We start from the raw sequence: 13,298 nt of genomic DNA on the forward strand, positions 1-13,298 counted from the left end.
TCGTCACGGCTGTGATTAATTGTGCGATAACGATCGCTTTACGCGTTTCAGCTATATGGATAGTTATGCTAATTACCTGATTAGTCATATGTAGGGATGCACAGGTATTTTTTTGTAAATAGTCAGTACAAAAACGGGAATACCCGTTTTGCATGAAAACTCTATCTTGCAAGGCTGACCTGGACTATCCTTGTCAGCGTTGGGCACGCGTGTGCCGGTGTGCGCTTTTTGGGTGAAAGGAGTAATAAAATGGCGACAGGAAAGTCCTGCTCTCGCTGGTTTGCGCCTATTGCGGCGTTGTTGATGGTTGTTAGCCTGAGTGGGTGTTTCGATAAAGAAGGCGATCAGCGCAAAGCGTTTATCGATTTTCTACAGAATACAGTGATGCGTAGCGGCGAGCGTTTACCAACGCTGACTGCGGATCAGAAAAAACAGTTTGGTCCATTCGTGTCGGATTACGCCATTCTGTATGGCTATTCACAGCAGGTAAGCCAGGCGATGGATTCCGGTATTCGCCCGGTAGTGGATAGCGTGAATGCCATCCGCGTTCCACAGGATTATATGACCCAGCGCGAACCGCTGCGCCAGTCAAATGGCGCGCTTGGGGTACTGAGCCAGCAGCTGCAAAATGCCAAAATGCAGGCTGATGCGTCGCGTTCCGCGTTGAAGCAGGGCGAGGATCTCAAACCGGTCTATGACCAGGTGTATGAGAAAGTCGTGACCAAGCCGTCAAACGCCTTGCAACCGCTGATCCCGGCGGCGCAGGTCTTTACTCAGCAGCTGGTTCAGGTGGGTGACTTTATTAGTGAACAAGGTACGCAGGTGAGCTTCGTCTCTAACGGTATCCAGTTCCCGACCTCCCAGCAGGCGAGCCAGTACAACGCGCTGATCGGGCCGCTAGCGTCCCAGCATCAGGCCTTTAGCCAGGCCTGGAGCGCAGCGGTCGCTGCTACGGAATAAGAAAAACCCCCGCTTCGGCGGGGTTTTTTTTATGCTTGATGAAAATAACACTTGTCATTCATCTACCACATCGGTATAACTATGTTCGTCGGTTTGTTACACAGACCTAAAGCAGTTTAGTAAAGCAGTCCAGATTGTTATCCATAGATACCCTTCGTAGTGACCCTTCCTTCATCGCTTAAAAATCTGTAACGCAATCCATCAAGCCGGAAGGCACAATATATTTGTTAATAAGGTAATTTCTATGTCTGCTAAAATGACTGGTCTGGTAAAATGGTTCAACGCTGATAAAGGTTTCGGCTTCATCACTCCTGACGATGGCTCTAAAGACGTGTTCGTACACTTCTCTGCTATCCAGAACGATGGCTACAAATCTCTGGATGAAGGTCAGAAAGTTTCCTTCACCATCGAAAGCGGCGCTAAAGGCCCAGCAGCTGGTAACGTTGTAAGCCTGTAAGCTTCCAACCCAGTAGCACAAAATTCAAAAACCCGCCTTCTGGCGGGTTTTTTCGTTTCTACTGTTGTATCTGTGGGTTAACGCAGTTCTTATCCACTTTACCGCCGAGCGCGGCAATCAGGTTATCCACGGCGGTCGCCGCCATATTGTAGCGTGTTTCATGAGTGGCAGAGCCGATGTGAGGCAGGGCGACGATGTTCGGCATGGTCAGTAGCGGAGAATCCACCGGCAGCGGCTCCTGTTCAAACACGTCCAGACCGGCGGCGTGGATCTCACCGTTTTGCAGTGCCTCAATCAGCGCCTTCTCATCGACCACCGGACCACGACCCGCGTTGATGAAAATGGCCGATTTCTTCATCTTTTCAAACGCCGATTTGCCGATGAGATGACGCGTTTCATCCGTCAGCGGCAGAATCAGGCAGACAAAGTCGGCTTCCCGCAACAGCGTATCAAGCTCGCAGTAGCGGGCATTGAAACGTTCTTCAGCTTCAGTGTGGTGACGGCGTGCGTTATACAGGATGGGCATGTTGAAGCCGAAATGCGCGCGCTGTGCCAGTGCCAGACCGATGCGCCCCATCCCAACAATCCCCAGCGTTTTGCCATGAACGTCCACGCCGAACCAGTCCGGGCCAATGCTTTTCGTCCATTCGCCCGCTTTCACGCGCTCGGCCACTTCCACCACGCGACGCGCGGTACTGAGCACCAGCGCCATCAGCGTGTCGGCGACGGTCTCCGTCAGGGCATGCGGCGTGTGCATCAGCAGGATGTTGCGCGCGTTTAGCGCATCCACGTCGAAATTGTCGTATCCCACCGAAACGGTTGAGGTAGCACGAAGCTTCGGCATTTTCTCCAGCAGCGCTGCATCCACCTTTTCGCTCGAACCCAGCAGGCCCTCGGCGCTGGCAAACGCGTCGGCGTGCTGCGCCACGGTTTCCGGGCTGAGGTTCTTTACCCGGGTAACGGTAAAGTGTTCCTCCAGGCGTTTTTGCAGATCTTCAGGCAGTGCTTTGTACAAAATGACGGACGGCTTCATGCTAATCTCCGTTGATTTTAAAAGGATTCAGGCGTGGCGTGCGCCGACGGGTAGCTGTTGATTATTAGCAGGCTTAACAATCAGAGTAAGCCATACCGAGGCAAAAAGCGCCACCCCCATAAAGATGTAAGAGGCCGACGGGCTGCCGGTGGCGCCGTTCAGATAGCCCACAAACCACGAGCCAAAGAACGAACCCAGCGCACCCATACTGTTGATCAACGCCATCGCGCCCCCTGCGACGTTACGCGGCAGCATTTCCGGGATGATGGCAAAGAACGGACCATACGGGGCATACATGGCCGCACCCGCAATCACCAGCAGCGTATACGAAGCCCAGAAGTGGTTCGCGCCTACGGCCCAGGAGCCAATGAAGGCAAAAGCAGCGATCAGCAGCAGTGGCCAGACGAACAGCTTACGGTTTTGCAGCTTGTCCGATGCCCAGGAGACGATAATCATCGCGATGGTCGCAGCCAGGTAAGGCACCGATGACAGCCAGCCCACTTCCACCATGCCAAGGTTTTCACCGCCGCTGCGGATAATCGACGGTAGCCACAGCACAAAGCCGTACACGCCAATACTCCAGGTAAAATACTGTGCGCACAGCAGAATAACGTTCCGGGAGCGGAAGGCTTCACCGTAGTTACGCACCGCTTTCAGCCCCTGCTGCTCTTTATCCAGCTGCGCCTGGAGTGCGGCTTTTTCTTCCTCAGAAAGCCATTTTGTTTGGGCTGGCTTATCTTTCACCAGCACCCACCAGCAGAAGGCCCAGATAATCGCGGGAACCCCTTCGATGATGAACATCTCGCGCCAGCCGAAGGACTGGATCAGGTAGCCGGAAACCACCGACATCCACAGCACGGTGACCGGGTTACCGAGTATCAGGAACGTATTAGCACGTGAACGCTCAGATTTTGTGAACCAGTTGCTGATGTAAATCAGCATTGCTGGCATGACGGCCGCCTCAACCACGCCGAGAATAAAGCGAATAGCCGCCAGAGCAGGAATGTTATTCACCACGCCAGTAAGCGACGCACAGGCACCCCATAAGATCAGGCAGATGAAAATGAGCTTTCGCACGCTGCGGCGTTCAGCGTAAATCGCGCCGGGGATCTGGAAGAAGAAATAACCCAGGAAGAAGAGGGCACCCAGCAGGGAGGAGACCCCTTTGGTGATCCCGAGGTCTTCGTTGATCCCGGCGGCGGATGCGAAACTGAAGTTGGCACGATCCAGGTACGCCAGGCTGTACGTGATAAACACGATTGGCATGATGTACCACCAGCGTTTTACTGCATTGGTCGAACTGTTCATAGGCTTGCCTCTGTTGTTGAGGTTGTTGCCGCCGTTGTCTGTAGGGTACACGGTGGCTTAATTATCTGGTGCGGATTGCTGCCCTCACCCTGGTCCTCTCCCACAGGGAGAGGGAATTTAGACGCCGAGCTCTGCTCGTGTTGGTAATCCTTCGCTGTCGCCCTGCACCTGAATCGCCAGCGAACCAATTTTGTTGCCTCGCGCCACGGCCTGCGACAGCGGTTTGCCCTCCAGCAGAGCGCTGATGACCCCGACGGCAAACCCATCGCCCGCGCCCACGGTATCGACCACGTTGTCGACTTTTACCGCAGCGACAGCGCCTTGCTCACCGTCGGCAGTTTTGAACCATGCGCCGTCGGCACCGGTTTTCAGCACCACGGCTTTTACCCCTCTGTTGAGGTAAAAATCGGCAATGCCTTCGGGCGTGCTTTCGCCAGTGAGGATCATTCCCTCTTTTATGCCAGGCAGAACCCAGTCCGCCTGAAACGCCAGTCGGTTGAGTTTCTCAGCCATCTCCGCTTCGCTTTTCCACAGCACCGGGCGCAGGTTCGGATCGAAAGAGATCGTTTTGCCCTGCGCTTTCATTGCCGAAGCCGCGTGATCCAGTAAATCGTACGAGCTGGTCGAGAGCGCCGCCGCCACGCCGCTCAGGTGCAGGTGGCGCGCGGAGGAGAAATACGCGGCGTGATAATCATCCACGGAGAGATGGCTTGCCGCTGAGCCTTTGCGGAAATACTCCACGATGGGATCGGTTCCATTTTCAACTTTAGATTTCAGCTGAAAGCCCGTCGGGAAGCGTCCGTCGAGGGTCACGCCTGCGGCATCAATGCCCTCTTTTTTCAGTGAGTCGAGAATAAAATGGCCAAAGCTGTCATTTCCCACGCGGCTTACCCAGCCGACATTCAGCCCCAGCCGCGCAAGGCCGGTAGCAACATTCAGCTCGGCACCTGCCACGCGTTTAATGAAGTACTCCACTGCGCTCAGCTCGCCCGTTTCGGTGGCGACAAACATCGCCATGGCCTCGCCAATGGTGATGACATCCAGCGTCTTGTGCATGGTTTACTCCTCGCGCAGCAGGTTGACGTAATGGCGGGTGACGGCGGTGAGATCCGTCCCTTCCAGCGGAAATTCGATACCGCGTGGCGCATCGGCAGGGAGTTGATTAAGTAGATCCCGCCAGCGAGAATCGGTCTGATCCGGCGCGACGGCGCGGAACTGCGCCTTATGCGGGACTGCGGACTTGACATGAATATAGCTCACGGCGGGAGCCAGCTGACGTGCAGCCTCTTCCGGGGAGTCGCCAACCCACAGCCAGTTGCCCATATCGAACGTCAGTGTGACCGGTAGCGCCATTACCCGGCAGGCGGCTTTGAAGCGCTGCATCGGCGCGAGCTGCCCGCAGTCGGTCTGGTCGTTTTCCACCACCAGCGTCATGCCGCTTTCATCCAGCAGTGCGCGCAGGGCTTCAAGCGGCTGTTTGTCGCTGAAATGACCCAGCGAGACTTTAAGCCACAGCGCGTTCAGGGCGCTGGCTTCGCTAAGGTAGCGCGGGAGATCCGTGTTGAGGGTGCCATCGGGCATAAACAGGGGGGCCGGGGCGGAGTAGCACGCCAGTAAACCCAGCAGTTCAATGGACTCGCCGAGCGCAGGCAGGGCCATTAACTCGTCGTTGCTGAAGAGCTCGCGGCGGATTTCAACGCCATCAGCTCCTGCGCCGGCAATAACGGGAAGTATTGCCCGTTGACCGCCTGCCTGTCGCACCTGATCCGCACCATACGCGGCGGTGACCACCATAATTTTCCTGCTCATTTCCTGACTCCAGAGCGTAATCGATAGTATTACGCTAGATGGAACCGGTTCCAAAGAAAAGATCGGGATGCTGAATTTATGATCGCTGTCACGAAGGGGAAATTAACGGGCAGTAGAGCCGCGAACGATCAGTTCGCCGTAAAACACCTGCTCGCGTACGGCGTCGCGGGTGCCTTCAATGCGGCGAACCACTTGTTCAACCGCGGCATAGCCGATCTGCCAGGTGGGTTGTTTGAGGGTGGTGATGCCTACGCCAGCAAGTTCTGCCCACTCCAGTTCATCAAAGCCGAGTAAGCCGATGTCGCTGCCCCAGTGCAGGCCAATGCGTTTAAGCGAGCGGGCAACCTGAAGCGTCAGCGCCCCGTTCGCGGAGATCACCGCCTTGCGCATACCCCGATGGCGGGTATGGAACTGGCGCAGGGTATTATCCAGCTGCCCGGCTTCATGCAGGGGGATTTCGGCATTCTCGGCGATCACGCCGGGATATCGCGCCAGCGTGGCACGAAATGCCGCCAGGCGGTCGCGGCGGGTGTTAACCATGCCCAGCGGTTCGCTCAGGAATAAAATGGCTTCGAAGCCCTGTTCAATCAGGTGCTCAGTGGCGGTGGTAGCCGCCTGGGTGTTATCCAGCCCGACCACATCGCAGGCAAATTCCGGGATTTTTCGGTCAATAAGCACCATTGGCAGAGACGATTGTTGCAGACGATTTAGCCCCTCTTCTCGCATCCCGACGGCATTCACCACAATCCCTTCCACCTGATAGCTGCGCAGCAGATCGAGGTAATGCAGCTCCTGATCAACCTCGTTATTGGTGTTACAGACCAGCGGGGTAAAGCCTTTCTCACGGCATGCCGCTTCGATGCCGCTGAGGACGTTTACGGAGTAGGGGTTGGTGATATCGGCGATGATGAGGCCAATCAGACGGGTGCGGCCCCGCTTGAGGCCGCGCGCCATCAGGCTGGGACGGTAGTCGAGATCGGCAATGGCCTGTTCGATTCGCGCCAGCAGCGCATCGGAAAGCAGGTGTTTCTCGCCGTTGAGGTAGCGTGAAATGCTGGTTTTACCGGTTTTGGCGGCTTTCGCCACGTCGCTGATGGTGGCCCGGGTTGGTTTGATCATCGCTGATTTCCCTGAATTTAATGAGAATACCTTAGCGGGAAAATCTGGCGAATCAAGCTATTTGCCGGGTGGCGCTGCGCTTACCGGAGGTTGCGGTCTGATGTCCTCACCCCAACCCTCTCCCACGGGAGAGGGCGCAAACACTAAAAACGGCAACGGGGTTGCCGTTTTGCTTTTAACTACTGCACCGGGCTTAACGTAATCTCAACGCGGCGGTTCTGCGCTTTGCCTTCCGCCGTGCTGTTGCTGGCGATCGGGTTAGCCGGACCCATGCCGCTGGTGCGGATGCGGTTCGCTTCTACGCCCTGGGCGATCAGCGAGCTGGCCACGGAATCGGCGCGCTGCTGGGACAGACGCATGTTCAGATCCTGGCTGCCGGTGCTGTCGGTGTAGCCAATCACGTTCACGGCAGTTTTATTGTACTCTTTCAGCACTGCGGCCACGCCGGTCAGGGTGTTTGCGCCGGCGGGTTTCAGCGTCGCGCTGCTGCTGTCAAAGGTCACGTTGTTTGGCATGTTCAGGATGATGTTGTCACCGCTGCGCGTCACGCTCACGCCCGTACCTTTCATTTTGTCACGCAGTTTTGCTTCCTGCACGTCCATGTAATAACCCACGCCGCCGCCCAGGGCTGCGCCTGCCGCTGCGCCAATCAGCGCACCTTTGCCGCGATCTTTCTTGGAGGAGGAGAGTGCGCCAACGCCAGCGCCCACCAGGGAACCAATACCCGCGCCAATGCCGGATTTGCCCGCTTCGCGTTCACCGGTGTAAGGGTTGGTTGTACAGCCAGAAACAGCCAGTGCGCCGCTCACCAGAGCGGCAATAACGAGTACGCGTTTTTTCATCTTATTTCCTTAATCCTTTTTATTCTTTGCCACGATGGACGTGGCAGTGGATTATGACGTCCGGATACGGAGAAAATTCAGTGTATAACTCTGAAATTTGTCACAAACGATAAACTGCCTCAATGAAAGGCCGAAACACCTGCACGCAACCAGGAGCGCACGCTTTGAGCACCTCAACAAAAACCATTCTGACCGCCGCCCACTGGGGGCCGATGCTGGTCGAAACCGATGGCGACACTGTGCTGTCGTCTCGCGGGGCTTTGCCTTCGCGCCATCTCAACTCTTTACAGACCGTCGTTCGCGATCAGGTACACAGTAAAACCCGCGTCCGCTGGCCGATGGTGCGTAAAGGCTTTCTGGCGTCACCGGATAAGCCGCAGGGTATTCGTGGGCAGGATGAGTTCGTACGCGTGAGCTGGGACGACGCGCTGGCGTTGATCCATACCCAGCATAAACGCATTCGCGACAGCTATGGCCCGTCGTCCATTTTTGCCGGCTCCTATGGCTGGCGCTCGAACGGCGTGCTGCATAAGGCCGCAACCCTGCTGCAACGCTATATGAGCCTGGCCGGAGGATACACCGGCCATCTGGGCGATTACTCGACCGGCGCGGCGCAGGCAATCATGCCGTATGTCGTGGGCGGGAATGAGGTTTATCAGCAGCAGACCAGCTGGCCGCTGGTGCTGGAGCATGCGGAGGTGGTGGTGCTCTGGAGCGCCAACCCGCTCAATACCCTGAAAATTGCCTGGAATGCGTCCGACGAGCAGGGCGTTTCCTACTTTGATGCGCTGCGCAAAAGCGGCAAGCGCATCATCTGTATCGATCCGATGCGTTCTGAAACGCTGGATTTCTTCGGCGACAGCGCCGAGTGGATCGCGCCGCATATGGGCACCGACGTGGCGATGATGCTGGGCATCGCCCACACCCTGGTGGAGAACGGCTGGCACGATACGGAATTTCTGGCGCGCTGCACCACGGGCTTCGATAAATTTGCCGACTACCTGACGGGACAAACCGACGGTATCGCCAAAACCGCAGAGTGGGCTGCGGCGATTTGCGGCGTTGATGCCGTTAAAATCCGCGAACTGGCGACGTTATTCCATAGCCGTGTCACGATGCTCATGTCCGGCTGGGGGATGCAGCGCCAGCAGTTTGGCGAGCAGAAGCACTGGATGCTGGTGACGCTCGCCGCGATGCTCGGGCAGATTGGCACAACCGGCGGCGGTTTTGGGCTTTCCTATCACTTTGCTAACGGCGGCAACCCGACGCGAAAAGCCGCGGTGCTGGCCTCCATGCAGGGCTCGGTGCAGGGTGGCGTGGACGCGGTAGATAAAATTCCGGTGGCACGCATTGTTGAAGCCCTGGAGAACCCAGGCGGGTTTTATCAGCACAACGGCCAGGATCGGCATTTCCCGGATATTAAGTTTGTCTGGTGGGCGGGTGGGGCCAACTTCACCCATCACCAGGATACTAACCGCCTGATCCGCGCCTGGCAGAAACCGGAGCTGGTGGTGATCTCGGAGTGCTTCTGGACCGCGTCAGCGAAACATGCCGATATCGTTTTGCCCGCCACGACCTCGTTCGAGCGTAACGATCTCACCATGACGGGGGATTACAGTAATCAGCATATGGTGCCGATGAAGCGCGTCGTGGCTCCCCGGGATGAAGCGCGGGATGATTTTGATGTCTTTGCCGACCTGAGTGAAATGTGGGAAGCGGGCGGTCGGGAGCGTTTCACCGAGGGCAAAACCGATCTGCAATGGCTGGAAACGTTTTACCAGATTGCCAGCCAGCGTGGGGCTGCGCAGGGCGTGACGCTGCCGCCATTCGCTGAGTTCTGGGAGGCGAATCAACTCTTCGAAATGCCGGAAAGCGAGCAGAATGCGCGGTTTGTGCGCTTTGCTGACTTCCGTCGCGATCCGGAGAATCATCCGTTAAAAACCGAAAGCGGGAAGATTGTGATCTACAGCGAACGCATCGCCAGCTTTGGCTACGCGGACTGTCCGCCACATCCGGCGTGGCTGGAGCCGGACGAATGGCATGGCAATGCGCAGCCGGGGCAGCTTCAGCTGCTGTCTGCCCATCCCGCCCATCGTCTGCACAGCCAGCTCAACTATTCGGCTTTGCGCGAGCAGTATGCGGTGGCGGGTCGTGAGCCGATTGCGCTGAACAGCGATGACGCAAAGGCGCGGGGGATTAACCACGGCGACCTCGTTCGGGTCTGGAACGCGCGCGGGCAGGTGCTGGCAGGCGCCGTGGTGAGTGACGGGATCCGCCCTGGCGTTTTCTGCATTCATCAGGGCGCATGGCCGGATCTGGCGCTGGACGAGGGCGGTATTTGTAAGAACGGCGCCGTAAACGTGCTGACCAAAGATCTCCCCAGCTCGAAGCTGGGGAATGGCTGCGCGGGGAATACGGCGCTGGCATGGGTGGAGAAATATGAGGGGCCGGCGCTTACCCTTACGGCGTTTGATCCGCCTGCCAGCTCATGATCCACGTCGGGTGTTGGGTATCATCCTGCCAGGCGCTGTCTTCGATGCGAAAACCCTGAGCATGATAGAAATTCACCGCCCGCACGTTTTTCTGATACACCTCCAGAGTTAAATACGGATAGTGCTGCTGAACGTGGTTCAGCAGCGCACGCCCGATCCCCTTTCCGATGAACGCCGGGGCGATAAACAATGCCCCCACGAACTGGAACTGCATGACGCTGATAAAACCGCACAGGGTACCGTTTTCTTCCCAGACCCAGGTCTCGGCGGCGGGAAGGTATTCATCCCGCACTACCGCTTCATTCGCTTGCCAGTAACTTGCGTCGATAAACGGATGCGCCTCGGTGGTGCTCTCCAGCCACAGACTCAAAAGCGGAGCGGTGTCCTCACTTTGCCATTTGCGGATCATGGTGGCCCTCCGGATGGCAGAAGCAGCCCGTAATGTGGTCATTGACCAGCCCGCAGGCCTGCATAAAGGAGTAACAGATGGTGGTGCCCACAAACTTAAAGCCGCGTTTTTTCAGCGCTTTCGACAGGGCATCTGAGGCGGGGGTCGACGTTGGGATCTCTGCAAGCGTGGCGGCCTGCGTCACCTTCGGCTCGTTATCCACAAACGACCAGACGAATGCTGAGAAGGGTTCGCCGTTTTGCTCCATCGCCAGATAAGCACGCGCGTTACCAATAATGGCCTGAATTTTACCGCGATGGCGGATGATACCGGTATCCAGAACCAGCCTTTCCACGTCGTCGTCGGTCATGGCGGCAACCGCAGCCGGATCGAACTGGTGGAAGGCTTTGCGATAGTTCTCACGCTTTTTCAGAACGGTGATCCACGACAGTCCGGCCTGCTGGCCTTCAAGGCAAATCATTTCAAACAGTTTTTTACCGTCGGTTTCCGGTACGCCCCATTCCTTGTCGTGATAATCGATATAAAGCTGATCCTGGCTTACCCAGCCGCAACGTTGCATAGGTCATCTCCCTTCCTGATACGGTAAACGCAAAAATTTCAATCTGCCCGGCTTGACGTGTCTGCTAAAGAGACAATAGTTAATACAGGGCTATACGCCCTAATACCTCTTCGAACAATGACATATATCGCCGAACTCGGCTCTTTCTGGAGTCGCTTTGATGATGATAAAAAAAATCAGTGGTCGCCATGCTGCTTCTGGCCTGGTGGGTGTTTCAGTCTGCCTGCTTTTTTGTAACACCGCTTTTGCGTGGCAACAGGAATATATCGTTTCAGATGCTCAAAGTAATACGATGGAACGCTATACATGGGACGCCGATCACCAACCTCGTTATGAAGATATTCTCGCGGAGCGTATTAACCGCACGCAGAATGCTGCGGGGTTTACCCTGAACGACCCATCCGGTTCAGATGCGGAAACCGTTCTGAGCGTTGGCTGGAATTTTCCCGTGGCGGGACATTTCACCACCGGGCCCGTAATGGCGTGGCGCACTGATGGCGCTCCCTCCGCACCAGTGAATGCGTTTGAGGATACAACCACCACGCAGTCGCTTACCGATCCACTCTGGCATGCCAGCGTGAACTCATTGGGGTGGCGTGTCGATACGCAGTATGGTGATTTACACCCCTGGGCGAAGATCAGCTATAACCAGCAAACTGAAGAAGAATATTTATATACGCTGGGATTGAGCGCCAAATTTTAAAGGGTTGTCACTTTTTTAAACGCTGCGGTAACATATTTAATACAATAACGGCAGGGACTGTAGCGATAGTGATCGCTCACCTTTGAGCTTTTTCTTCTCCGGCAAGGTCATTCATTCCCGCTTCCAGGCATTTCATTCCGTTTCTCCTGCATTTCATGCCGTTTTACCCCTGGTGTTATGGGGTTTTGTTTATCGTGTCCTCAGCGAATTTCCTTAATTTATCTTGCAGGACACTGCCATGAACACATCAACTTATAACCGCACGCGTTGGCTGACGCTATTCGGCACCATCGTTACCCAGTTCGCACTGGGATCGGTCTATACCTGGAGCCTGTTTAACAGCGCCCTGTCTGATAAGCTCGGCGCGCCGATAAGCCAGGTGGCGTTCTCCTTCGGCTTGCTGAGTCTTGGGTTAGCAATTTCCTCTTCCGTGGCGGGCAAACTTCAGGAGCGCTTCGGCGTGAAGCGTGTAACCATGGCCTCCGGGATCTTGCTGGGCGTGGGCTTCTTCCTGACGGCATATTCCGACAACCTGATGATGCTGTGGCTGAGCGCCGGGGTGCTGGTGGGGCTGGCGGACGGCGCAGGTTACCTGCTGACGCTGTCTAACTGCGTGAAGTGGTTCCCGGAGCGTAAAGGGCTTATCTCCGCGTTTGCCATTGGTTCATATGGCCTGGGCAGCCTTGGCTTCAAATTCATCGATGCGCATCTGCTGGCCTCGGTGGGGCTTGAGAAAACCTTTATGATCTGGGGCGTGATTGTGCTGGTGATGATCCTCTTCGGCGCAACGCTGATGAAAGACGCGCCGCAGCAGGAAGTGAAAACCGTTAACGGTGTGGTGGAGAATGATTTCACCCTTGCACAGTCCATGCGTAAACCGCAGTACTGGATGCTGGCGGTGATGTTCCTGACGGCCTGCATGAGCGGTCTGTATGTCATCGGCGTGGCGAAAGATATCGCGCAGGGAATGGTGAAGCTGGACGCGGCGACGGCGGCGAACGCGGTAACGGTCATCTCCATCGCTAACCTCTCGGGTCGTCTGGTACTGGGTATCCTGTCTGACAAAATCGCCAGGATCCGTGTGATTACGCTGGGGCAGGTGATCTCCCTGGTGGGGATGGCAGCGCTGCTGTTCGCTCCGCTGAACGAAGCGACATTCTTTGCGGCGATAGCCTGCGTAGCCTTTAACTTTGGCGGTACCATTACCGTCTTCCCGTCGCTGGTGAGCGAGTTCTTCGGGCTGAACAATCTGGCGAAAAACTACGGTGTGATTTATCTCGGCTTCGGTATCGGCAGTATTTGCGGATCGCTGATTGCCTCGCTGTTTGGTGGCTTCTACGTGACATTCTGCGTGATATTTGCCTTGCTGATTATTTCACTGGCGCTGTCCACCACGATTCGTCAGCCGCAACGCGAGGTCTATAAAGAAGCGCATGCATGATTCGATAAAAAGGGGCCGCAGGGCCTCTTTTTTTATCGCAATATCACTTCCGGACTTGTTATTTTGTAAAAATTTTCATCGATTCACATTCTCTGCTGCCACTTTTCTTCCTCGCTGTGGTCTACTTATCGCGCTTGTAGACGTTTCTGATAACGGTTTATCTCGC

At 56.0% G+C, this 13,298-nt stretch carries 13 protein-coding genes; 5 read left to right on the forward strand and 8 right to left on the reverse strand.

Annotated features, from left to right (window positions below):
* Positions 1-249: 249 nt before the first annotated feature.
* Together FZF21_RS01125 and cspA are read left to right on the forward strand one after the other, a co-directional pair.
* Complete coding sequence (locus tag FZF21_RS01125; protein ID WP_017383576.1) at positions 250-960, forward strand: DUF3053 domain-containing protein; 711 nt, start codon at positions 250-252, stop codon at positions 958-960.
* A gap of 244 nt (positions 961-1,204) precedes the next feature.
* Entirely contained in the window at positions 1,205-1,417 is a 213-nt protein-coding gene (cspA, locus tag FZF21_RS01130) for an RNA chaperone/antiterminator CspA (RefSeq protein WP_003860775.1), read from the forward strand.
* A 58-nt stretch (positions 1,418-1,475) separates the two neighbouring features.
* Here the strand turns inward: cspA and ghrB are convergent, their stop codons facing one another.
* The 6 genes from ghrB to FZF21_RS01160 all read right to left on the reverse strand — a co-directional run bounded on the left by ghrB (position 1,476) and on the right by FZF21_RS01160 (position 7,528).
* Positions 1,476-2,450, reverse strand: a complete 975-nt coding sequence (gene ghrB / locus FZF21_RS01135; protein ID WP_039269330.1) for a glyoxylate/hydroxypyruvate reductase GhrB — start codon at positions 2,448-2,450, stop codon at positions 1,476-1,478.
* A 27-nt stretch (positions 2,451-2,477) separates the two neighbouring features.
* Positions 2,478-3,758 (reverse strand): MFS transporter, encoded by a 1,281-nt coding sequence (locus tag FZF21_RS01140; protein WP_149121120.1) that lies wholly within the window; start codon positions 3,756-3,758, stop codon positions 2,478-2,480.
* Between the two features lie 117 nt (positions 3,759-3,875).
* Positions 3,876-4,814 carry a sugar kinase gene (locus tag FZF21_RS01145; protein WP_048246574.1) on the reverse strand — a complete coding sequence of 313 codons (939 nt, stop codon included), beginning with the start codon at positions 4,812-4,814 and terminating at the stop codon, positions 3,876-3,878.
* 3 nt (positions 4,815-4,817) lie between these two features.
* The gene (locus tag FZF21_RS01150; RefSeq protein ID WP_015569989.1) at positions 4,818-5,567 is read right to left on the reverse strand and encodes a sugar phosphate isomerase/epimerase; all 750 of its coding nucleotides are present in this window, start codon (positions 5,565-5,567) and stop codon (positions 4,818-4,820) included.
* 102 nt (positions 5,568-5,669) lie between these two features.
* Complete coding sequence (locus FZF21_RS01155) at positions 5,670-6,686, reverse strand: LacI family DNA-binding transcriptional regulator (RefSeq protein WP_149121119.1); 1,017 nt, start codon at positions 6,684-6,686, stop codon at positions 5,670-5,672.
* A gap of 179 nt (positions 6,687-6,865) precedes the next feature.
* Positions 6,866-7,528, reverse strand: a complete 663-nt coding sequence (locus tag FZF21_RS01160; RefSeq protein WP_015569987.1) for an OmpA family lipoprotein — start codon at positions 7,526-7,528, stop codon at positions 6,866-6,868.
* Between the two features lie 122 nt (positions 7,529-7,650).
* On the opposite strand from FZF21_RS01160, the gene FZF21_RS01165 reads away from it, so the two are divergent.
* Positions 7,651-10,020 (forward strand): molybdopterin guanine dinucleotide-containing S/N-oxide reductase, encoded by a 2,370-nt coding sequence (locus tag FZF21_RS01165; RefSeq protein WP_149121118.1) that lies wholly within the window; start codon positions 7,651-7,653, stop codon positions 10,018-10,020.
* Here FZF21_RS01165 and FZF21_RS01170 read toward each other — a convergent pair.
* On the reverse strand, positions 9,989-10,429 hold the full coding sequence (locus tag FZF21_RS01170) for an N-acetyltransferase (protein WP_015569985.1): 441 nt from the start codon (positions 10,427-10,429) through the stop codon (positions 9,989-9,991). The genes FZF21_RS01165 and FZF21_RS01170 overlap by 32 nt on opposite strands.
* Positions 10,407-10,988, reverse strand: a complete 582-nt coding sequence (tag, locus tag FZF21_RS01175; RefSeq protein WP_017383572.1) for a DNA-3-methyladenine glycosylase I — start codon at positions 10,986-10,988, stop codon at positions 10,407-10,409. The genes FZF21_RS01170 and tag overlap by 23 nt, the downstream gene beginning before the upstream one ends.
* 160 nt (positions 10,989-11,148) lie before the next feature.
* Between tag and FZF21_RS01180 the strand changes: the two genes are divergently transcribed.
* Both FZF21_RS01180 and FZF21_RS01185 read left to right on the forward strand, forming a co-directional pair.
* Positions 11,149-11,691, forward strand: coding sequence for a hypothetical protein (locus tag FZF21_RS01180; protein ID WP_015569983.1), 543 nt, complete (start codon positions 11,149-11,151; stop codon positions 11,689-11,691).
* Positions 11,692-11,929: 238 nt separating this feature from the next.
* Positions 11,930-13,132, forward strand: coding sequence for an MFS transporter (locus FZF21_RS01185; RefSeq protein ID WP_023295746.1), 1,203 nt, complete (start codon positions 11,930-11,932; stop codon positions 13,130-13,132).
* Positions 13,133-13,298 lie beyond the last annotated feature (166 nt).

The organism is Enterobacter sp. LU1 (assembly GCF_008271405.2).
GTDB classification, from domain to species: Bacteria; Pseudomonadota; Gammaproteobacteria; order Enterobacterales; family Enterobacteriaceae; genus Enterobacter; species Enterobacter hormaechei_C.